This window comes from Nocardia sp. NRRL S-836 (assembly GCF_001279525.1).
Taxonomy (GTDB): domain Bacteria; phylum Actinomycetota; class Actinomycetes; order Mycobacteriales; family Pseudonocardiaceae; genus Lentzea.
The window spans coordinates 239,248-258,859 of sequence record NZ_LGDY01000125.1 but is presented as its reverse complement, the minus strand read 5'-3'; the positions used below and the strand labels follow the sequence as shown (position 1 = coordinate 258,859).

Below are 19,612 nucleotides of genomic sequence, written 5' to 3'. Positions count from 1 at the left end.
CCCACGCCGGTCACGGTTGAGCGTTGGGCTCGATCAACGCCACAACGCGTTCCTCGTCACGGCTGTAAGGGCCGCCGATGTACTTCTCGGCGATCCGGTCGACAACCTCCCACGCCTCGTCGCCCGTCAGCCACCGCACCACGCGGCCGCGCAGGACGACCGGCTGGTACGGGTTGTCCGGCGGGGTCAGGGAGATCGCGGTCCGCGGGTCGCGGCGCAGGTTGCGGGCCTTGCGGGAGGACGGGCCGGTGAGGATCGCGACGTGGTCGCCGTGGGTGCCGATCCAGACGGGGACGGAGTGCGGTGCGCCGTCGGGCAGCACGGTGGCGAGGTGGGCGATCGGGGTGCCGTCGAGGACGGTGCGGACGTCGGGGGTCATGGCGGGCTCCCAAGGGTCAGTGCTGGAGGGACTCAGTGCCGGACGGCGTAGTGCAGGTGGGTGACGCCGGGGGCGGGTACGGCGTTGAGCAGGTCGAGGCGGATGTGGGACGGGAGTTCGCGGAAGAACGGGCGGCCTGCGCCGAGCAGGACCGGGACCTGGTGCAGGACGATCTCGTCGACCAGGCCGGCCGCCAGGGCCGAGGTGAGGACGCCGCCGCCCATCAAGCTCACGTCCTTGCCGCCGGCGAGGGTGGGGGCGGTGGCGATGGCGTCCTCGATGCCGGTGGTGACGAGGGTCTGGCGGTCGCTGACCTCGATCCGTTCGTGGCTCAGGACGACCACGTGCGTGCCGGGGACCGGGCTGGCGCCGCCGAAGCGGTCGGAGTCCTCGAAGGTGGTGCGGCCGGCGACGATCGCGCCGACGCGGGTGGCGAGGGTGTCGAAGAGCGGGGCGCTGGCGGCGCTGAGGGTGAAGCCGTCGAAGGCCTGGCTCGGGGTGTCGCCGGTGAAGTACCAGTCGAAGAGCGTGCCGCCGTCGCCGAGGCCGTGTCCGGCGCGGGGGTCGCGGCCGGTGATGTAGCCGTCGACCGAGACCGAGTGGGCGCTGATGACCTTGCTCATCGGGCGGCTCCTTTTGAGTTCCTTCAAGAGACTCAGGAACCGTAGCAGGTGTCAGTTCCTTGAGGGAACCCCAATTGCTAGGGTGGTGGCATGCAACGGACGAGCTTCGGTGACATGGCGTGTTCCATCGCGCGCACGCTGGACGTCGTCGGGGAGCCGTGGTCGCCGCTGATCCTGCGGGACGTCTGGGTCGGGATGAGCCGGTTCGAGCAGATCCAGGGCGACCTCGGGATCTCCCGCAAGGTGCTGACGGAACGACTGAACCACCTGGTGGAGCAGGGTGTGCTCGAACGGCGGCCCTACGACAAGCGGCCGCGCTACGAGTACGTGCTGACGCAGAAGGGGGTCGAGCTCGTGAGCCTGCTCATGGTCATGACGGCCTGGGGTGACCGGTGGCTGGCGGGGGAGGCCGGCCCCCCTGTGCTGTACCGGCACCACGCCTGCGGGGAGATCGCGCAGGTCGAGCTGCGGTGCAGCCACTGCGGTGAGCCGATGGGTCCCAGTGACGTCGATCCGCTGGCCGGTCCGGGCGCTGCTGTTGCCGGATCAGCAACATAGTTTGCCACTACGGCACAGCGCGCAGCATCGTGAACGGCATGACGACGACTGCGCAGGAGTTCTGGGAAGCCTTCTACTCCGAGCGGGACCAGGTGTGGTCCGGCAAGCCGAACCCGTTGCTGGTGCGCGAGACCGAGCACCTCGAACCGGGCAGCGCGCTCGACCTCGGGTGCGCCGAGGGCGGTGACGCCGTGTGGCTCGCGAGCAGGGGGTGGCGGGTGCTCGGTGTCGACGTGTCGCAGGTGGCGCTGGACCGGGCGCTCCGGCACGCGCGGGACGCCGGCGTGGAGATCTCCGTGGAGCGGCACGACCTGAAGGAGACGTTCCCGGAGGGGGAGTACGACCTGGTCAGCGCGCAGTTCCTGCACTCGCCGGTCGAGGAGGACGGGGAGCGCGACAGCATCCTCGGGCGGGCCGCACGGGCGGTCGCGCCGGGTGGGGTGCTGGTCATCGGCGGGCACGCCGGGGCGCCGTCGTGGTCGGAGCACCGCGACCACTACTTCCCGACGACGAAGGACGTGCTCGACCACCTCAAGCTCGCCGACAACTGGATCGTCATCACCGACGACGTGGTCGAACGGCCGCTCGTCGGGCCCGACGGTCAGCGGGAAGCGCGCAAGGACAACGTCCTGACCGTCAAGCGGCTGTACTAGGAACCCGGAAACGCAAAGGCCACCCGCGGCGTCGTTGCCGGGGGTGGCCCACACATGTACCGGTCAGGCGGTGCGGATCAGCCGATCCATGGCCTGCCGGTTGATGATCGAACGGAGCTCGGTCGTCTCGTCCGCGCTGTGGCGGGAGAGGATGGCGTCCAGTTCGAGGCGGTCGCTCTCGGAGGTGTAGCTGGCCAGCTGCCGCTCCAGGCTCTGGCGCTTCAGCCGAGCGTCACGGCGGGTCGCCAGGCTCGAGCGCAGGGACTTCACGGACAGGTCGTGGCGGGTCATCGCGTCCTTCCAATCTTGGTTACGATTCGATAATACACCCTGCTCACGGCATCTGTACCGATGAAGAAGTCGGCTATCTCACGAACTTGTCGAGCAACCTCAGCGCCTGCGCGTACTTGGCCTTCAAGCGATCTTGCGTGGCGGCGTCGAGGCGGGCGATCCGGGCCGGCGAGAGGTTGTCGCCGATGTCCGCGCGCTTCACCGTGACGGCCAGCGGGTTGGCGGCGACGCGGCGCAGGTAGTCCTCCTGCGGTTCGTCCGGCAGGTGTGACAGCGCCACGACCGCGTCGACGACCTCGGGCGGGCAGCCGCCGGCGAGCAGGTCCGCGGCCGTGACCTCGGTGTCCTCGACGACGTCGTGCAGGACGGCGGCCATCTGCTCGTGCTCGCCCGTCACGGCGGCCATCACGCGCAGCGGGTGCCCGATGTACGGCCGGCCCGACTTGTCGACCTGGCCGTCGTGGGCGGCGGTGGCGATCGCGACCGCGTCTTCGAGGGTGAACACGGCCCCAAGCTAAACCAGGGCTTGACCAAGTGCAGTGGTCTAGTCCATTTTTAGTCCACTCACAACATGGCCGCCGCATGATGTGTGGAGGTGGACCATGTCCAAGACCAGACGAGCAGCGATCGCGCTGCTGTCCGCGTTCATCGCCTGTGCCGGTCTGGTGTTGGTGATCAACGGCAGTGCCGCCGCGGCGAACCTCGCCGCCAACAGCGGGTTCGAGGCCGGCAACCTGAGCGGCTGGACGTGCACCGAGGGCACCAGCGCCACTTCCGGCACCAAGCGCACCGGCAGCTACGCGTTGCAGGGCGCTCCCGCGGGCCAGAGCAAGGCACAGTGCCAGCAGACCGTCTCGGTGCAGCCGAACACGGCCTACAAGCTGTCGGCGTGGGTGCAGGGCAGCTACGTCTACCTGGGCGTCACCGGCGGGGTGGAGAAGAACACCTGGACGCCCGGCTCGAGCAGCTTCACCCAGCTCACCCTCGACTTCACGTCCGGCAGTGCCACCAGCGTGACGATCTACCTGCACGGCTGGTACGGCCAGACCGCCTACTACGCCGACGACGTGAGCCTTGACGGTCCCGGCACGCCGCCGACGACCACGAGCACCACCACGTCGACCACCACCACCACCACGACAACGACGACCACTACCACCACCACGACCAGCAACCCGCCGAACACCGGCCTGCCCAAGCACGTGCTCACGGGCTACTGGCAGAACTTCTACAACGGTGCGCGCGCTCTGCGCCTGTCGGACGTGCCCACCACCTACGACATCATCGCGGTGTCGTTCGCCGATGCGACGGCCACGCAGGGCCAGGTCGCTTTCAACCTCGACCCCGGCCTGAGCAGCCAGCTCGGCGGTTACACCGACGCGCAGTTCCGCGCCGACGTCAAGACCGTGCAGGCCCGCGGCCAGAAGGTGATCATCTCCGTCGGCGGTGAGAAGGGCACGATCAGCGTCGGCAACTCCACGGCGGCGACCAACTTCGCCAACAGCGTCAAGTCGCTGATCTCCACCTACGGCTTCAACGGCGTCGACATCGACCTGGAGAACGGCGTCAACGCCACCTACATGGCGCAGGCGCTGCGCAGCATCCACGCCGGCGGCGGCACCGTCATCACGATGGCGCCGCAGACGATCGACATGCAGAACGTCAACGCCGAGTACTTCAAGCTGGCGCTGGCCACCAAGGACATCCTGACCGTCGTCAACATGCAGTACTACAACTCCGGCGCGATGCTCGGCTGCGACGGGCAGGTCTACAGCCAGGGCACGGTCAACTTCCTGACCGCGCTCGCGTGCATCCAGCTGCAGAGCGGCCTGCGCGCCGACCAGGTCGGCCTCGGCCTGCCCGCGTCACCGTCGGGCGCCGGTGGTGGCTACCAGTCGCCGGCCAACGTCAACAACGCGCTCAGCTGCCTGGCCCGCGGCACGAACTGCGGGACGTTCAAGCCGAGCACGACCTGGCCGTCGATCCGCGGCGCCATGACGTGGTCGATCAACTGGGACGCCTCCAACAACTGGCAGTTCGCCAACACGGTCGCCCCTCATCTGGACTCCCTGCCCTAGATGATGGTCCGGCTCAGATGACGGACTGCCCGTCATAACCGCCCGGCGGCTCGGGGAGGCCGAACAGCCTCCCCACCGTCGGTGCGACATCCACAGTGGACACCGGCGTGGCGGAGACCCCGCGCCCCACCACCGGATCACCGCCCGCGACGAGCAACGGGACCGGTGCCGGCGCGGCGAGGTGCCGCCCTGCCTCGCGGAGCACCACCAGGTCGCCGGCGTCCGGACCGAGCCGCAGCTCGGCCGGCCGGTGCACCGACAGCACGCCGGGCGCCCGTGACACCACCGACTCCAGGTGCCGCAGCGCCAGGTCGCGGTCCGAGGCGGGCCCGGTCCAGGACACCAGGTCGGCACCGGCGTTCTCGGCGATGACGACCCTGTTGCGCAGCAACGCATCCGCGTCAAGACGACCCCGCAGCGACCCGTCCGGTGACGACCGGTCCACCGGGTGGTCCGCGGTGACGACGAGCACGGACCGTTCCCACCGGCCGGAGGCTTCGAGGTGCCGGACCAGCTTGCCCAGCTGCTCGTCCGCCGTCCGCACGGCCAGCGGACGCCCGAGACCGCCCTCCCGGTCGTGGTCGCCGAAGTGCACGAGCACCAGGTCGGGGTCGGCCTCGTCGATCATGGCGTGCAGCGCGTGCGAGGTGAACGCGTCCGGCGCGTTCCCCTCGACCGGCGGTCCCGGCTCCCAGCGGTACGACGCCCGCGCGCCGAACACGCCGCGCAGGTTCTCCTTCGGCAGCACGGAACCCGTGCGGAAACCCAGTGCCGGCAACCGTTCCAGCACCGTGGGAAAGGTCAGGTCGCTCGCGCGGCCGAGCGTGCGCACCACGCCCCTGGCGCGGTCGAAGATCGTGTCCGCGGACACCCCGCCTCGGTCGGGCCGCACCCCGGTCATCATCATCACGTGGTGCGGGATCGTTCCCACGGCCGGCGCCGACCGGGCGCGCGGGAAGTACGTGCCGTTCGCCCGCAGCGCGACGAGGTTCGGCGTCAGCGCGGTCCCCACCTCGTCCGGTCGCAGCCCGTCGACCACGACCACGTACACCCGCCGGCCCACGCCGGTCGTGCCGAGGGCGACTCCCGGTGCGGCGGACAGCAGCACCGACCCGGCGGCGGCTTTGAGCAGACTGCGGCGTTTCACGGCCGGGAGTGTCACCCACCGGCATGACCGGCAGGTGAACTGCGTCCCTTGCGTCATCAAGGACACAGCCACTTCACCGGGCATCCACCGGCCGGTCCAACTAGGTTGAGCTCATGTTCCACACGCTGGCCGTGCCCGTGATCGCCGCGCCCATGGCGGGTGGCGCCTCCACCCCCGAGCTGGCCGCCGCGGTGAGCGACGCCGGAGGGCTCGGGTTCCTGGCGGCCGGGTACGTCACGGTCGAGCAGCTCGCGGAGAAGATCAAGCGCACCCGGGAGCTGACCTCGGCGCCGTTCGGGGTCAACCTGTTCGTGCCCGGCACCCGGCCGACAGCGGACATCTCGTCGTACGTGCGGCGGGTGACCCAGTGCGCGGACAAGGTCGGTGCGGTGCCGGGCGATCCACGCTGGGACGACGACAACTACGGCGCGAAGCTCGAACTGGTGCTGGCGTTGCGGGTACCGGTGGTGTCGTTCACGTTCGGGCTGCCCGACGCCGATGACGTGCAGCGGTTCAAGGCGGCGGGCACGACCGTCGTCGTCACGGTCACGACTCCGAGCGAGGCGCGGCAGGCGCAGCAGGTCGGCGCGGACGTGCTGTGCGTGCAGGGATCGGACGCGGGCGGGCACCGCGGCACGTTCACCGACGACGGCATCTCGCCCGGCGGTGGCGAGCTCTACGGCACGCTGGCGGCGCTGCGGCTGGTCCAGGGCGCGGTCGACCTGCCGGTGATCGCGACCGGCGGCCTGGTGCACGGCGCGGACGTCGCCGCCGTGCTCGCGGCGGGAGCGGTGGCGGCCCAGCTGGGCACCGCGTTCCTCGGCTGCCCGGAGGCCGGAACCGCCGCGCCGCAACGGGAGGCGTTGCGCGAAGGCGCCCGCAGGACGGCGCTGACCCGCGCGTTCAGCGGACGCCCGGCACGCGGTCTGGTGAACCGGTTCCTGATCGAGCACACCCCGCACGCACCCGCCGCGTACCCGAACGTGCACCACCTCACGAGGCCGGTGCGCGCCACCGGTGAGCTGGAGGTCATGTCGCTGTGGGCGGGCACCACCTACCCGCTCGCGACGGCGGAACCGGCCGGTGAGGTCGTGCGCAGGCTGAACGAGGAGCTGCTCGACGCCGTCAACTCGCTGGCGCGGCGCTTCAGCCGCGGCTAGAACTCGACGTGTGACCTCTCTCGCAGACGACATGTTCCGGGCCGCGATGGACCGCGACCCCATCTTCGCCTCGATGCTCGGGCTCTCCGGGTGGGACGACCGGGTCGAGGACCTCGGCGCCGACGGTGAGCAGGAGCTGCGCGCCCGGCTCGCCGGGATCCTGGTGCGGGCGGAGACCAGCGACGAGGACCCGGTCACGCTCGCGGTGGTCCGGCACCAGGCGACCGCGATCATCAACCAGATCGACGCGCGGCTGGTCGAGCACACCGTGGCCGAGGGGCTGGCCGCGCCGGTCAACCGGCTGCTCACGATGGCACCGCAGGTCGACATGTCGAAGCGGCTGCACCTGCTCCCGCGCTTCCTCGGCCAGGCGGGCGAGCGGCTGCTCGACGCCGAACGCCGGCCGTTGCGGCGGCACCTGCGCAGCAGCGCCGACCGGATCGCGGGGCTGCTGGCCGGTTCGGTCCAGCCGTGGGAGGGCGAGGCGGACCTGCGGCCGGCGTTCGCGCGGTTCCGCGAGGTGCTGCTGTCGGTGGACGGCCGCGACGACGAGCAGCCGGGACTGTGCTGGTTGCCGGAGGGCGAGGCGAACTACCTCAAGCTGGTGGGCGACTACACGACCACCTCCCACACCCCGGCCGAGCTGCACCGGCTCGGGCTGGACCTGCTCGCGCGGTTGCGGGAGGAGTACGCGGAGGTCGGTGCGCGGGTGTGGGGGACCACCGACGTGCCGGAGATCTTCCGCCGGTTGCGCACAGAGCTGTTGTGGGACAACGAGAACGACATGGTCACCAGTGCGGCCGACGCGATCGCGCGGGCCGAGGCCGTGGCGCCGCGGTGGTTCAGCCGGCTGCCGAGCGCCGGGTGCGAGGTCCGGCTCGTCGAGGAGTCCGAACGCGCGACCGCGCCGATCGCGTACTACCTGGAGGTGCCGCGGGACGGCAGCCGGCCGGGCACCTACTGGCTGAACCCGTTGGGCGCCACCGAACGCAGCCGCACCCAGGCGGAGACGACGGCGTTCCACGAGGGCGTGCCCGGCCACCACCTGCAGACGACCCTCGCGGCCGAGACCGACCTGCCCGACCTCCGCAAGTACGCGTCGATCGACGCCTACCTGGAGGGCTGGGGCCTCTACGCCGAACGCCTGGCCGACGAGATGGGCCTGTACTCGTCGCAGGAGCAACGCCTCGGGATGCTGTCCGCGGACGCGATGCGCGCGGCCCGGCTCGTGGTCGACACCGGCCTGCACGCGTTCGGCTGGTCGCGTCAGCAGGCGGTCGACCACCTGCGCGAGAACACCGTGATGCCCGAGCCGGAGATCCAGTCCGAGGTCGACCGGTACATCGAGGTGCCCGGTCAGGCGCTGGCGTACATGGTCGGGCGGATCGAGATCCAGCGGCTGCGGTCGGAGGCCGAGGCCGCGCTGGGGGAGCGGTTCGACGTGCGCGCGTTCCACGACCTCGTGGTGGGCACCGGACCGGTCCCGCTGAGCACCCTGGGCGACCTCGTGCGCGAATACGTTGGCGCCGGCCGGTGAGCACGGCTAAGAAGGACGGCGTGACTTCGCTCTCCGATGAGACGTTCCAGGCGATGATGGACTTCTCGCCCACCTTCGCGACGATGGTCGGCGTACCGGGCTGGGACGACCGGCTCGACGACCTCAGCGTCGACGGCCACGCCGCCCTGCGCGCCCGGCTCGCCGACATCGTGAGCCGCGTCGACACCAGCGACGAGGACGCGGTGACCAGGGCGGTGATCCGGCACGAGGCCGAGTCGATCATCACCAGGATCGACGCGCGGCTGGTCGAGCACACCGTCGCCGCCGGCCTGAGCGCACCGGTCGCGGGCCTGCTGGCGATGGCCTCCCAGGTCGACTTCTCGCAGCGGCTCGGCGCCATCCCGCGGTTCCTCGACCAGGCCGCCGCGCGGTTGCAGAACACCGACCGCAAACCGTTGCGCAGGCACGTGGCCAACGGCGCCGCGCACGTGGAGCGGTTCCTGGCCTCGCCGAAGCAGGAGTGGGAGGGCGACGCGGACCTGCGGCCGGCGTTCGCGCGGTTCCGCGAGGTGCTGCTGTCGGTGGACGGCCGCGACGACGAGCAGGCCGGGCTGTGCTGGCTGCCCGAGGGCGAGCAGAACTACGCCCGCCTGGTGCGCGACTACACGACCACGTCGTACACCCCGGCCGAGCTGCACCGGCTCGGGCTGGACCTCGTCGCGCGGCTGCGGGAGGAGTACGCGGAGATCGGCTCACGGGTGTGGGGGACCACCGACGTGCCGGAGATCTTCCGGCGGCTGCGGACAGAGCTGTTGTGGGACAACGAGAACGACATGCTCACCAGCGCGGTCGAGGCCGTCGCGCGGGCGGAGGCCGTCGCGCCGCGGTGGTTCGGGCGGCTGCCCCAGGCGCCGTGCGAGGTGCGGTTCGTGCCCGAGATCGACCGCGAGGTGGCGCCGCTCGCGTACTACATGGACGCCACGCTGGACGGCTCACGTCCCGGCATCTACTTCCTGAACCCGCTGGGCGCCACCGAGCGCAGCCGCACGCTGTCGGAGGTGACGGCGTTCCACGAGGCGATCCCCGGCCACCACTTCCAGCTCACGATCGCCGCCGAGACCGAGCTGCACAACGTGCGCAAGTTCGCGTTCATCGATGCCTACCTCGAAGGCTGGGGCCTGTACACCGAGCGCCTGGCCGACGAGATGGGGCTGTACTCGTCCGACGAGCAGCGGCTGGGCATGCTGTCGCTCGACGCGATGCGCGCGGGCCGGCTCGTGGTCGACACCGGCCTGCACGCGTTCGGCTGGTCGCGCCAGAAGGCGGTCGACTACCTGCGCGAGAACACCGTGATGCCCGCGCCGGAGATCGACTCCGAGATCGACCGGTACATCGAGGCACCCGGGCAGGCGCTCGCGTACATGGTGGGGCGGCTGGAGATCCTGCGGGTGCGCGCGGAAGCGGCCGCCCGGCTGGGCGACCGCTTCGACATCCGCGCGTTCCACGACCTCGTGCTGGCGAACGGGCCGGTGCCGCTCGCCACGCTCGACGACCTCGTCAGCTCTTGGACTCCATGAGGGAGTGGCGCTTCGAGTAGGTGAAGTAGATGACCAGGCCGATCACGAACCAGATGACGAACCGCAGCCAGGTCTCCGGCGTGAGGAACGTGATCAGCCAGATCGAGAAGATCACGCCGATCACCGGGACGACCGGCATGCCCGGCGTCCTGAACGTGCGCGGCAGGTCGGGCTGCTTGTAGCGCAGCACGATCACGGCGACGCAGACGACGACGAACGCCAGCAGGATGCCGATGTTGGTGAGCTCGGCGGCCTCCGCGATCGGCAGGAACCCGGCGATGACCGCGGAGGCGGTGCCCAGCACCCAGGTGATGCGCGACGGCACGTGCTTCACCGGGTGCGTCTTCGCGAACCACTGCGGCAGCAGGCCGTCGCGGCTCATGGAGTAGCCGACGCGGGCGGCGCCGAGGAGGAACGTGAAGAGCACCGTCGTGATGCCGAGGATCGCGCCGACGGAGATGACGATGCCCAGCGCGGGCAGGCCGACGTCGGCGAACGCGGTGGCGAACGCGGACTCCGCGTCGACGTCGCGGTAGTTGACCATGCCGGTCAGCACGAGGCAGGCCAGCACGTACAGCACCATCGACACCGCCAGGGAGTAGATGATCGCCCTGGGCATGTGCCGCTGCGAGTCCTTCGACTCCTCCGCGGCCGTGGACATCGCGTCGTAGCCGAACACCGCGAAGAACACCGTGGCCGCACCCGTGAGGGCGCCGGAGATGCCGAACGGGAAGAACGGGTTGTAGTTGTCGGTGTTGATGTGGAAGGCGCCGACGATGATCACCAGTGCCACCACGGCGATCTTCAGGTACACCAGCGTCGTCTCGAACCGTGCGGCGTTCTTCATGCCCTGGTTCAGCACGAACGCGATCAGCAGGCACAGCAGCACCGCGAACAGGTTCACCTTGTACGTGCCCGCGGCGACACCTTCGGCCTCGGTGCCGGGCGCGCCCAGCATCCACTGCGGCAGCTGGACGTGCAGCAACGACAGCAGCTCGGTGAAGTAGCCGGAGATGCCGATCGCGACCACCGCCACGATCGCGGTGTACTCCAGCAGCAGGTCCCAGCCGATGAACCAGCCGACGATCTCGCCGAGCACCGCGTAGCCGTAGGTGTAGGCGCTGCCGGCCTTGGGGATCAGACCCGCGAACTCCGCGTAGGAGAACGCCGCCGCCGCGCTCGCGACACCGGCGACCAGGAACGACACCAGCACGGCCGGTCCCGCTGTCTTGTTCGCGACGGCGCCCGCGAGCGAGAAGATGCCGGCGCCGATGATGCCGCCGATGCCGATCGCCGTGAGCTGCCACAGGCCCAGTGTTCTGGTGAGCCCGTCGCCCCGGTCCTCCGCGATCTGGTCGATGGGCTTGCGCCGGAAGACGCCCCGCGTTGTCATGCCTCAGCTCCCTTGGTGGTGGGTCCGGGCGAACCTATGCGTGCCCACTGTCACGCGGTTTGTCCGAACCCACCAATCAAGGGACCGATTTTTGGCTTGATGTGCTGTTTACGGGCGGGTGAACACGATCTTTCCCGCGGTCTCGCCGTCCAGCATCGCCCTCAGGCCCTGCTCGGCGTCCTCGAACCGCAGCTCGGAGCCGATCTGCGGCCTGAGGTCGTTCAGGGCGCAGAACCGGATCAGGTCGCCGAGCTCCTCGCGCGTGCCCATGGTCGAGCCGACCACGCGCAGCTGCAGGAAGAACAGCCGCTGCAGCTCGGCGGCGCTCGCGTCGCCGGACGTGGCGCCGGAGATCACGACGATGCCGCCGGGCTTGAGCGCCTTCATCGAGTGCGACCAGGTGGCCTTGCCGACGGTCTCGAACACCGCGTCGACCCGTTCCGGCAGGCGGGCGCCCGAGGAGAACGTGTCGTGGGCACCGAGCGAGGTGGCCAGCGCGCGCTTCTCCTCGGTGCGGCCGGTGACCCACACGCGGAACCCGGCGGCACGGCCGAGCTGGATCAGGGCCGTCGACACACCGCCCGACGCGCCCTGCACGAGCATCGTCTGGCCGGGGCGCAGGCCGGACTTCACGAACAGCATCCGGTACGCGGTCAGCCACGCCGTGCCCATGCACGCGGCCTCGGCGAACGACAGCCCGGCCGGCTTGGGCAGCGCGTTGCGGGCCGGGACCACCACGTAGTCGGCGAACGTGCCCTGGTGCTTCTCGGTGAGCAGGGTGCGCTTCGGGTCGAGCGTCTCCTCACCCGACCAGTCCGGGTCGCCGATGACGGAGTGCAGCACCACCTCGGTGCCGTCGTCGAGGACGCCCGCGCCGTCGCAGCCCAGGATCATCGGGAACTGGTCGGGCTTGATGCCGACCCCGCGCAACGTCCACAGGTCGTGCATGTTGAGGCTCGCTGCCTTGACCGCGACCCGCACCCACCCGGCGGGCACCTCGGGGTCGGGGCGCTCGCCGACGCGGAGCGAGGCCAGCGGGTTCTCGGGACTGGGTTCTGCTGCGTAAACGGCGAACATGGTCCGCAACATACCCAGCCGCGCACCGGCCGGACGTCGTGACGCGGGTCACGGGACTAGGCTCGGGTGCGTGGACTGGCTTTGGCAGTGGTGGGACGGGGTCGAGCTGTGGCTCGTGCAGCTGCCCGTCGCGGTGCAGTTCCCCATCGTGATGGTCGTGGTGCTGCCGCTGTGCCTGGGCGTGGCGCGGCTGGTCGACCGGGTCGCGGACCTGGGGGCGAAGAACCCGGCGTCGCCGGCACCCGAGTCCGACCCGGAGCCCGAGAAGGTGCCGGTGTGAGCCCCGGCCGCCGCCTCACCGTCGCACTCGTCGGCCTGGTCCTGCTGGTCCTGGTCGGCTGGTTCGTGCGCGACGGCGCCTCGGAGCCGCAACCGCAGAGCAGCCCCGCCACCAGCACCGCGAGCAGTGCGGTCAGCACGCCCGCGGAGGTGCCGGGCGCGAAGTCGGGCCTGGAGGTCAAGCCGCTGTCGGCGCTGCCGCCCGAGGCCGCGAAGACGTACAAGCTGATCGGCTCCGAGAGCCCGATGCCGTACCCGAAGAACGACGGCGTGACGTTCGAGAACCGCGAAAAGCGGCTCCCGCAGCAGAAGTCCGGGTACTACAAGGAGTACACCGTGCCGACGCCGGGCAGTCCCGACCGCGGCGCGCGGCGGCTCGTGACCGGCAGCGCGCGTGAGGTCTTCTACACCGGCGACCACTACGCCACGTTCGTCGTCGTGGACGTGAAGAAGTGAAACGGCACATTCTCGTTTCGGAGAAGAAAGCGGCGATCCGTGCCATCGCCGAGGCGTTGTCGTTCCCTTCCTGGTTCGGGCAGAACCTCGACGCCCTCTACGACAGCCTGACCGACCTCTCCTGGTTGCCGGCGGGGAAGTACGTGCTGGTCGTGCCCGCCGACCTGGACCCGTCGGTGGCGGACGTGCTGCGCGACGCCGCCAGGCGGAACGCCGGATCAGGTGACCGGACGCTGCGGGTGATTCGCACAGAACGGTGACACGGGCTGCGCATTCGCTGTCCGGAGTGGACAGTGCGGGCCTATGGAAACGCAATTCCGCCGCATGGGCTATGCGCTCATGGTCGTCACGGCTGCGGCCGTCTTCTGCCCGGCCGTCTCGTTCGCCGGCGACCCCGGTTGCTCGCAGGAGGAGGCGTTCACGCCGTTCGACACGAGCGACGGCGACAACCCCGTGACCACGCAGACCGGCCGCGTGGTCGAGCTGCGCGCGTCGAACCGGTCGCACTGCGCGTGGGGACGCATCTCGTCCGGCACGCCCGGCGAGGAGATCTGGACCGACCGCAGGGAACCCTCGTCCCAGTCGCACGAGGGTTTCCTCGGGTACACGCGGATCGACTCGGGCTCGGCCAAGTACACCGAGGCGTTCAAGAACGACGGGCGCGTCATGCGTGCGTGCGGCTCGTCACGGGGCGTGATCGAGTGCACCGGCTGGTTCTGACGCCGGCTCAGTCCTCGGCGGGCACCCAGGACGGCTTGCGCTTCTCCTTGAACGCCGTGATGCCCTCCTGGCCCTCGGGGCCGCCGAAGTGCCGCGCGGAGAGCTTGAGCATGTCCGCGAACACCTCGCCGAGGTCCGTGGAGCGTTCCTGCTGGAGCATCCGCTTGGTCGCCGCGAGCGCGTTCGGTGCGCCGAGGGCGAGCATGTCGGTGTAGCGGCGGACCTCGGCGTCGACGCCGTCGACGGGCACCGCCGAGTTGAGCAGGCCGATCTCCACGGCGCGCTGCGCGTCGAAGGTCTCGCCGGTGAGGAACAGCTCGTGCGCGGCGCGCGGGAGCAGGCGGGGCAGCACGGTCACCGAGATCACCGCGGGCACGACGCCGATGCGGACCTCGCTGAACGCGAACGTCGCCTCACGTGCCGCGACCGCGATGTCGCAGGCCGCGACGATGCCGACGCCACCGGCGCGGGCCGGACCCTTCAGTGCGGCGACGACCGGCTTCGGGCTGGTCCAGAGCTGTTCGAGGATCGCGGGGAACTCGTTGACGCCCTGGTCGCCGGCGCTCGCACCGGCGGCCTCCTTGAGGTCCATGCCGGAGCAGAACACGGTGCCCGTGTGGGTCAGCACGACCACACGCACCCCGTCGTCGTCGGCGGCCGCCGTCAGGTGCTCGCGGAGCTCCCGGCGCAGCTGCGCGGACAGGGCGTTGCGGTTGTGGGGGGAGTCCAGCGTGATCGTCGCGATGCCACGCCGCACCTCGTAGTGGACCAGCTCGTCTGCCATGGCGCTGACCTTAGCCGCCGGTCCGTCGACGACGACGCCGGCGGACGGCTTCGCGGACCGGGAGCACGGCCACGAGCAGGACGAACACGCCCGCAGCGTTCGGGGAGCCGACTGCGTGCCGCCCGGCACGGGCGAACCGCGTCGGTGCGCAGGTCTCGCCGGAGACCTGCGCACGACGACCGCGGCTCACCTCTGATGCCCGGCAGGGGGTGGGCATCGCCGAGGGTCAGCCGATCGTGGTGCTCGTGAGGACGGGGCTGGGGTCCGGGTAGCCCTTCGCGGGGGCGTTGACCGGGAACCCGATGACCGAGATGACGGCGGTGAACGTCAGTCCGGGCGCGTCGTAGCTCGTGCCGCCCAGCCTCGTGGTGACGGTGCCGGAACCGCCGGCCTGCAGGGTGATCGTGACGACCGGCAGCTCGAAGTCGGCGCCGCCCTTGATCGGGCCGGGCACGCTGAGCACGACATCGTTGCCCTGCAAGGCGATCGACGGAGTGCCACCCAGCCCGGAGCCACCGGACAGCTTCGCGGACCGGAACGCCGAGTTGGCCGGCACCGGCAGCCGGAGCGCGAGCCCCCTGATCTCCCGCACCTGCCGCCCGGCCGCCTCGGACGGAACCTTGTTGAGCGCCGGGTCGATGGTGACCGTGAGCGTGCCGTTCGGTGCGACCGCCGACGGCGCCGAGGCGTCGAGCCCCTGGTCGAGCGTGAAGTCCGCCGTCTGCCCGACGGCACTGGCCCGGAGCTTGAAGGTGATGGTCTGCGGAGCTGCTGACGCGTCGGTGGCGAACATCAGCATCGGTACCAGTAGCAGCGAAGCGATTCCGGCTAGCTTCATGGCCTCTCCCCGTTGAGTGGTCGAGGGGCATTTCCAGCACGCGGGGCAATCACTTGACTACTCATGAGTAGGTTTCACGTCAACGGTTCGGGGTGCACATCGCCCGAACGGCGCTGTGGGTTCGATCTCGTGGCGGCGGCCGGAAGTGTCACGTCCCGCAACACGAAAGCCGCGACAGTGGCGGGCATGAGCGACATGCGTGATCTCAGCGCCAGGCTGGAACGGGTCGAGGCCGAGCTGGCGTTGCACCGGCTCGCGTACCGGTACTGCGTCGCGGCGGACCACCGCGACCTGGACCTGTGGCGTGCCGTGTGGACGCCGGACGCCGTGTGGGACACCGGCGGCCTCGACCACGAGCACAGCGGGATCGACGCCATCTGCGCGGCCGTGCAACGCCAGTGGCAAGCGTTCCCGGTGATGCAGCACGGCACCGTCAACCACGTCGTGGACCTCGGCACCGCGCCGGAAGGCATCACGTCGGAAGGCACCGCGACCGGCCGCAGCGACGTCATCGTCCACGTGCGGACCGGCGACGGCTGGATCACCGGGGGCGGGACCTACCTCGACCGGTACCGGCGGCACGACGGCGAGTGGCGGATCTCGCGCCGGACCGTGACCCGGCCGTTCGACCTCGGCCCGCTGCCGGGCCTGCCGCAACCAGCCGGGTGAGCCCACCCGGTGGCGCGGCTCAGGCCGAGCGCGCCACCGTCTGCCGGGCCAGCGCCTCGTCGTACCGGTCCAGCACCAGCTGCGCGACCTCCACGTCGTCACCCAACGGCCCTGCCACCACGGCATCCCCGGCCAGCGAGGCGACCTTGTCCGGCAACCGCCCCGGCGCGAGGAACCACGACGCGACGGCGATCCGTTCGGCGCCGCGGGCCTTCAACCGGGCCACGGCTTCCGGCACGGTCGGGGTGGCCATCGATGCGAACGCCGCCTCCACCCCCGCCCAGCCCGACTCGCGGGCCCAGCGCCGGGCGACGCGGGCCACGGCCTCGTTGGCCGGTGCGTGTGACGAGCCGGCGCCGGCCAGGACCACGCCCAGGGAGCGGTCGTCGAACGACACGCCGGCCTCGGACAGCCGCCGCAGTGCCGCGGACTCCAGGCGCGGGTCCGGGCCGAGCACGTCCGCCACGACGGCGGGCACGCGGGACTCGGCCACCGCGGCCGGCACGTCCACCCGTGCGTGGAAGGCCTTGCCCAGCAACAGCGGCACCACGACCGAGGGGCCGCGCAGGACGTCGTTCAGCCGTGGCGCGCACAGGTCCAGGAACGCCCCGCGCACGTCCAGCTCCGGCCGCAACCACCGCACGACGTCCAGCAGCGCGTGGATCGACGCGGCCGAGCGGGGGTCACGGCTGCCGTGCGCGACGGCGACGAGCGCGGTCACAGCGCCCCGGTCAGGCCGCGTGCCCGCAGCACCGCGCGCTCCAGCGGGCGGAACAGCAGCAGCTCGATCCCGATGCCCACCAGCAGGATCAGGAAGATCGCCGCGATCACCATGTCGATGTCGTTGAGCGACGAGCCGTTGTGCAGGTACTGACCCAGGCCGGTGCCGAGCTGCGGCGAGGTCGCGATGATCTCCGCGGCCATCAGCGACCGCCACGAGAACGCCCAGCCCTGCTTGAGGCCCGCCAGGTAGCCGGGCAGTGCCGCGGGCAGCAGGATGTGCCGCGCCGACGCCAGCCGGCCCGCGCCCAGGGCACGTCCGACCCGGGGCAGCAGTGGCGGGATCTGGTCGATGCCCGCCACCAGGCCGTTCGCGATCGACGGCACCGAGCCCATGAGCACGACGAAGTAGATCGTCGACGGCGTCACGCCGAACCACAGGATCGCCGCGGGCACCCAGGCCACCGAGGGCAGCGACTGCAGACCGGTCAGCAACGACCCGATCGCCGCGCGCACCACCCTGACCTTGGCGACCAGCAACCCCAGCGGCGTCGCGATCAGCACCGCCGCGACGAACCCGAGCACCGCGCGGTGCAACGAGGTCCACAGGATGCCGAACGCCTCGCCCGAGCCGACCGAACGCACCAGCTCGTCCCACACGTCCACCGGCGCGGGCAGCTGGAACTCCGGCAGGACCGCCGAGGCCCACAGCGCCTGCCACACGCCGAGCAGCAGCGCGAACGCGATGATCGGCGGCACGCCCGTCTTCAGGAACCGGCGCCACAACGGCGGCCGGTAGGCCTCGACGGGCACGTCCAGCGCGTCGAGACCGGCGCCGACCTTGTCGAGCGTGTCAGGAGGCGTGGCCACTGATGACCTCTCGCAGATGCGTGTTGATCTCGTCGAGGGCCTCGTCGCGCGAGTCGGTCACGTCCCACTCGCGCACCACGCGACCGGGACGTGAGGACAGCAGCACGACCCGCTGGCCGAGCCGCACCGCCTCGCGGACGTCGTGCGTGACGAAGATGATCGCGGTGTTCGTGGTCTCCCACACGCGCAGCAGCTCGCTCTGCAGCACGTCACGCGTGATGGCGTCCAGCGCCGCGAACGGCTCGTCCATCAGCAGCAGGGCGGGCGCGCCGTCCGCGGAGACGGTGGTGGAGGCCAGCGCGCGGGCCAGTGCCACGCGCTGGCGCATGCCACCGGACAGCTCGTGCGGCCGCTTGTCGGCGACGTCGCCGAGCCGCACCAGCTCCAGCAGCTCCAGCGCACGGCGCTTGCGCGCCAACCGGCCGACACCCGCGAACCGCAGCGCCAGCTCGACGTTGCGGATCGCGGTGAGCCACGGCATGAGCGCGGGCTCCTGGAACATCACGGCCGGGCGCGACGTGTTGAGCCGCAGCTCACCCGACGTCGCGCCGTCCAGGCCGGCGACGATGTTGAGCAGCGTGCTCTTGCCGCAGCCGGAAGCACCGAGCAGGCACACGAACTCACCCGGCTTGACCCTGAGGTCGACGCCGTCGAGCGCCACCACGGCCGAGCTGCCGTGGCCGAACACCTTGCGGACGCCGGTCAGTTCGACGGCTGTATCCACAGTGGACTGAAAAGTGGTCTCGAGCGTGGCGGTCATGTCCGTGGTCCCCTCGGAGCGTTACTTCCGGTCCAGTCCGGCTGCTTGCACCTGCGGCTTGCCCTGTGCCTGAAGAACCTTGTTCAGCAGCGTGAAGTCGGCGTACCCGGCGACGTTCGCGGCCTCCTTGGCCACGCCCGCCGTCACGGCGTCCTTCGCGAGCTGCGGGAAGTGCTTGGCCTGCGCGTCGGTCGTGAGCTCGATGTTCTCCCACGCGGCGTCGAGGATCTTGTCGCCGAGCTTCTTGGACGTGAGCTTCTCCAGCGCGGCGTTGGCCGTCTTCTTGGCCTCGTCCTTGTTGGCCTTCGCCCAGTCGATGGCCGCGACGTGGCCCTTCAGGACGGCCTCGACGGTCTCGGGGTGCTCCTGCAGGAACTTGGTCCGCACGATGACCACGGTCGTCGGGAAGGCCCCGCCCTCCCACAGCGTCTTCTCGTCCAGCAGCACCTTCGCGCCCGCCTCGGCGACCAGGCGCGCCGACCACGGCTGCGGCGACCACGCGGCCTGGATGTCGCCCTTCTTGAACAGGTCGAGCGAGGCCGCGTTCTCGACGTTCTGCACGGTGACCTGGCCGGTGAGGTTCTTCTCCGCCAGGTACTTCTTGAGCGACACGTCCTGCGTGTTCGCGAGCTGCGGCGTGGCGACGACCTTGCCCTTGAGGTCCTCGATCGAGTTGATCTCGGGCTTCACGACGAGCTGCGCGCCACCCGAGGTCGCACCCGCGATGAGCTTCACCGCCTCGCCCTTGGACTTCGCGTAGGCGTTGATCGCCGGGCCGGACCCGATGTAGGCGATGTCGAGCGACTCGCCGAGCAACGCGTTGACCTCGTCGGGACCCGCGTTGAACGTCTGCGTGGTGAGCTTGGTGCTGCCGAGCTCCTTGGCGAACAGGCCCTTCTCGACGCCGATCAGCGCGGCGGCGTGGGTCACGTTCGGGAAGTACCCGAGGCGGACCTCGGTGGCTGCGCCCTGGGACTGGGCGGCGGCCGGTTCCTCGGCGGCGCGGCGGCTGCAACCGGACAGTGCTGTCAGTGCGACGAGTGCGATGGCGACGGCGGGCTTGAGGTTCACGGGGATGTGGC

25 protein-coding genes are annotated in these 19,612 nt (G+C 70.7%); 12 read left to right on the top strand and 13 right to left on the bottom strand.

Translation table 11 applies throughout. The features are described from left to right. Window positions 1-10 precede the first annotated feature (10 nt). Both ADL03_RS34825 and ADL03_RS34820 read right to left on the bottom strand, forming a co-directional pair. Entirely contained in the window at window positions 11-379 is a 369-nt protein-coding gene (locus ADL03_RS34825; protein ID WP_053737842.1) for a PPOX class F420-dependent oxidoreductase, read from the bottom strand. Between the two features lie 32 nt (window positions 380-411). Beyond that, a complete protein-coding gene (locus ADL03_RS34820; RefSeq protein WP_053737841.1) occupies window positions 412-1,002 on the bottom strand; it encodes a dihydrofolate reductase family protein in 591 nt (196 codons plus the stop codon). A gap of 90 nt (window positions 1,003-1,092) precedes the next feature. On the opposite strand from ADL03_RS34820, the gene ADL03_RS34815 reads away from it, so the two are divergent. Further along, window positions 1,093-1,560 (top strand): helix-turn-helix domain-containing protein, encoded by a 468-nt coding sequence (locus ADL03_RS34815; RefSeq protein WP_053737840.1) that lies wholly within the window; start codon window positions 1,093-1,095, stop codon window positions 1,558-1,560. 38 nt (window positions 1,561-1,598) lie between these two features. Beyond that, window positions 1,599-2,213 (top strand): bifunctional 2-polyprenyl-6-hydroxyphenol methylase/3-demethylubiquinol 3-O-methyltransferase UbiG, encoded by a 615-nt coding sequence (locus tag ADL03_RS34810; protein ID WP_053737839.1) that lies wholly within the window; start codon window positions 1,599-1,601, stop codon window positions 2,211-2,213. A 63-nt stretch (window positions 2,214-2,276) separates the two neighbouring features. Here the strand turns inward: ADL03_RS34810 and ADL03_RS34805 are convergent, their stop codons facing one another. After that, on the bottom strand, window positions 2,277-2,504 hold the full coding sequence (locus ADL03_RS34805) for a hypothetical protein (RefSeq protein ID WP_053737838.1): 228 nt from the start codon (window positions 2,502-2,504) through the stop codon (window positions 2,277-2,279). Window positions 2,505-2,577: 73 nt separating this feature from the next. Next, the gene (locus tag ADL03_RS34800) at window positions 2,578-3,009 is read right to left on the bottom strand and encodes an HD domain-containing protein (RefSeq protein WP_053737837.1); all 432 of its coding nucleotides are present in this window, start codon (window positions 3,007-3,009) and stop codon (window positions 2,578-2,580) included. 97 nt (window positions 3,010-3,106) lie between these two features. Here ADL03_RS34800 and ADL03_RS50570 point away from each other — a divergent pair, with 97 nt between their 5' ends. After that, window positions 3,107-4,582, top strand: a complete 1,476-nt coding sequence (locus ADL03_RS50570) for a chitinase (RefSeq protein WP_053737836.1) — start codon at window positions 3,107-3,109, stop codon at window positions 4,580-4,582. Window positions 4,583-4,595: 13 nt separating this feature from the next. Here the strand turns inward: ADL03_RS50570 and ADL03_RS34790 are convergent, their stop codons facing one another. Next, complete coding sequence (locus ADL03_RS34790; protein ID WP_197288904.1) at window positions 4,596-5,729, bottom strand: alkaline phosphatase family protein; 1,134 nt, start codon at window positions 5,727-5,729, stop codon at window positions 4,596-4,598. 113 nt (window positions 5,730-5,842) lie between these two features. Here ADL03_RS34790 and ADL03_RS34785 point away from each other — a divergent pair, with 113 nt between their 5' ends. The 3 genes from ADL03_RS34785 to ADL03_RS34775 are packed head-to-tail and all read left to right on the top strand — an operon-like array spanning window position 5,843 to window position 9,964. After that, on the top strand, window positions 5,843-6,889 hold the full coding sequence (locus ADL03_RS34785; protein WP_053737834.1) for a nitronate monooxygenase: 1,047 nt from the start codon (window positions 5,843-5,845) through the stop codon (window positions 6,887-6,889). 10 nt (window positions 6,890-6,899) lie between these two features. Then, window positions 6,900-8,426 (top strand): DUF885 family protein, encoded by a 1,527-nt coding sequence (locus ADL03_RS34780; RefSeq protein ID WP_197288903.1) that lies wholly within the window; start codon window positions 6,900-6,902, stop codon window positions 8,424-8,426. Between the two features lie 20 nt (window positions 8,427-8,446). Beyond that, the gene (locus tag ADL03_RS34775) at window positions 8,447-9,964 is read left to right on the top strand and encodes a DUF885 family protein (RefSeq protein ID WP_197288902.1); all 1,518 of its coding nucleotides are present in this window, start codon (window positions 8,447-8,449) and stop codon (window positions 9,962-9,964) included. Here ADL03_RS34775 and ADL03_RS34770 read toward each other — a convergent pair. Continuing rightward, window positions 9,945-11,357: an amino acid permease gene (locus tag ADL03_RS34770; protein WP_053737832.1), complete on the bottom strand. Its 1,413-nt coding sequence runs from the start codon at window positions 11,355-11,357 to the stop codon at window positions 9,945-9,947. The genes ADL03_RS34775 and ADL03_RS34770 overlap by 20 nt on opposite strands. Before the next feature lie 108 nt (window positions 11,358-11,465). Then, window positions 11,466-12,434: a quinone oxidoreductase gene (locus ADL03_RS34765; RefSeq protein ID WP_053737871.1), complete on the bottom strand. Its 969-nt coding sequence runs from the start codon at window positions 12,432-12,434 to the stop codon at window positions 11,466-11,468. Window positions 12,435-12,504: 70 nt separating this feature from the next. Here ADL03_RS34765 and ADL03_RS34760 point away from each other — a divergent pair, with 70 nt between their 5' ends. Genes ADL03_RS34760 through ADL03_RS34745 form a run of 4 tightly spaced genes read left to right on the top strand, consistent with a single transcriptional unit; the run spans window position 12,505 to window position 13,889 of the window. Continuing rightward, window positions 12,505-12,714, top strand: coding sequence for a hypothetical protein (locus ADL03_RS34760; protein ID WP_053737831.1), 210 nt, complete (start codon window positions 12,505-12,507; stop codon window positions 12,712-12,714). Then, window positions 12,711-13,169, top strand: coding sequence for a ribonuclease domain-containing protein (locus tag ADL03_RS34755; protein WP_053737830.1), 459 nt, complete (start codon window positions 12,711-12,713; stop codon window positions 13,167-13,169). The genes ADL03_RS34760 and ADL03_RS34755 overlap by 4 nt, the downstream gene beginning before the upstream one ends. Continuing rightward, a complete protein-coding gene (locus ADL03_RS34750; RefSeq protein ID WP_053737829.1) occupies window positions 13,166-13,429 on the top strand; it encodes a barstar family protein in 264 nt (87 codons plus the stop codon). The genes ADL03_RS34755 and ADL03_RS34750 overlap by 4 nt, the downstream gene beginning before the upstream one ends. A gap of 43 nt (window positions 13,430-13,472) precedes the next feature. Then, window positions 13,473-13,889: a DUF2690 domain-containing protein gene (locus ADL03_RS34745; RefSeq protein WP_157529572.1), complete on the top strand. Its 417-nt coding sequence runs from the start codon at window positions 13,473-13,475 to the stop codon at window positions 13,887-13,889. 7 nt (window positions 13,890-13,896) lie between these two features. Here ADL03_RS34745 and ADL03_RS34740 read toward each other — a convergent pair whose 3' ends face one another. After that, complete coding sequence (locus tag ADL03_RS34740; protein ID WP_053737827.1) at window positions 13,897-14,673, bottom strand: enoyl-CoA hydratase family protein; 777 nt, start codon at window positions 14,671-14,673, stop codon at window positions 13,897-13,899. On the opposite strand from ADL03_RS34740, the gene ADL03_RS34735 reads away from it, so the two are divergent. Beyond that, on the top strand, window positions 14,672-14,869 hold the full coding sequence (locus ADL03_RS34735) for a hypothetical protein (protein WP_053737826.1): 198 nt from the start codon (window positions 14,672-14,674) through the stop codon (window positions 14,867-14,869). The genes ADL03_RS34740 and ADL03_RS34735 overlap by 2 nt on opposite strands. Window positions 14,870-14,899: 30 nt before the next feature. On the opposite strand, the gene ADL03_RS34730 is transcribed toward ADL03_RS34735, so the two are convergent. After that, complete coding sequence (locus tag ADL03_RS34730) at window positions 14,900-15,511, bottom strand: hypothetical protein (RefSeq protein WP_053737825.1); 612 nt, start codon at window positions 15,509-15,511, stop codon at window positions 14,900-14,902. Between the two features lie 186 nt (window positions 15,512-15,697). Between ADL03_RS34730 and ADL03_RS34725 the strand changes: the two genes are divergently transcribed. Beyond that, window positions 15,698-16,180, top strand: a complete 483-nt coding sequence (locus tag ADL03_RS34725) for a nuclear transport factor 2 family protein (RefSeq protein ID WP_053737824.1) — start codon at window positions 15,698-15,700, stop codon at window positions 16,178-16,180. 19 nt (window positions 16,181-16,199) lie between these two features. Here ADL03_RS34725 and ADL03_RS34720 read toward each other — a convergent pair whose 3' ends face one another. The 4 genes from ADL03_RS34720 to ADL03_RS34705 are packed head-to-tail and all read right to left on the bottom strand — an operon-like array spanning window position 16,200 to window position 19,601. Further along, entirely contained in the window at window positions 16,200-16,901 is a 702-nt protein-coding gene (locus tag ADL03_RS34720; RefSeq protein ID WP_053737823.1) for a sirohydrochlorin chelatase, read from the bottom strand. Next, window positions 16,898-17,770: an ABC transporter permease gene (locus ADL03_RS34715; RefSeq protein WP_082373714.1), complete on the bottom strand. Its 873-nt coding sequence runs from the start codon at window positions 17,768-17,770 to the stop codon at window positions 16,898-16,900. The genes ADL03_RS34720 and ADL03_RS34715 overlap by 4 nt, the downstream gene beginning before the upstream one ends. Then, window positions 17,754-18,530: an ABC transporter ATP-binding protein gene (locus ADL03_RS34710; protein WP_053737821.1), complete on the bottom strand. Its 777-nt coding sequence runs from the start codon at window positions 18,528-18,530 to the stop codon at window positions 17,754-17,756. The genes ADL03_RS34715 and ADL03_RS34710 overlap by 17 nt, the downstream gene beginning before the upstream one ends. A gap of 21 nt (window positions 18,531-18,551) precedes the next feature. Then, window positions 18,552-19,601 carry an ABC transporter substrate-binding protein gene (locus ADL03_RS34705; protein ID WP_053737820.1) on the bottom strand — a complete coding sequence of 350 codons (1,050 nt, stop codon included), beginning with the start codon at window positions 19,599-19,601 and terminating at the stop codon, window positions 18,552-18,554. Between the last annotated feature and the right edge of the window lie 11 nt (window positions 19,602-19,612).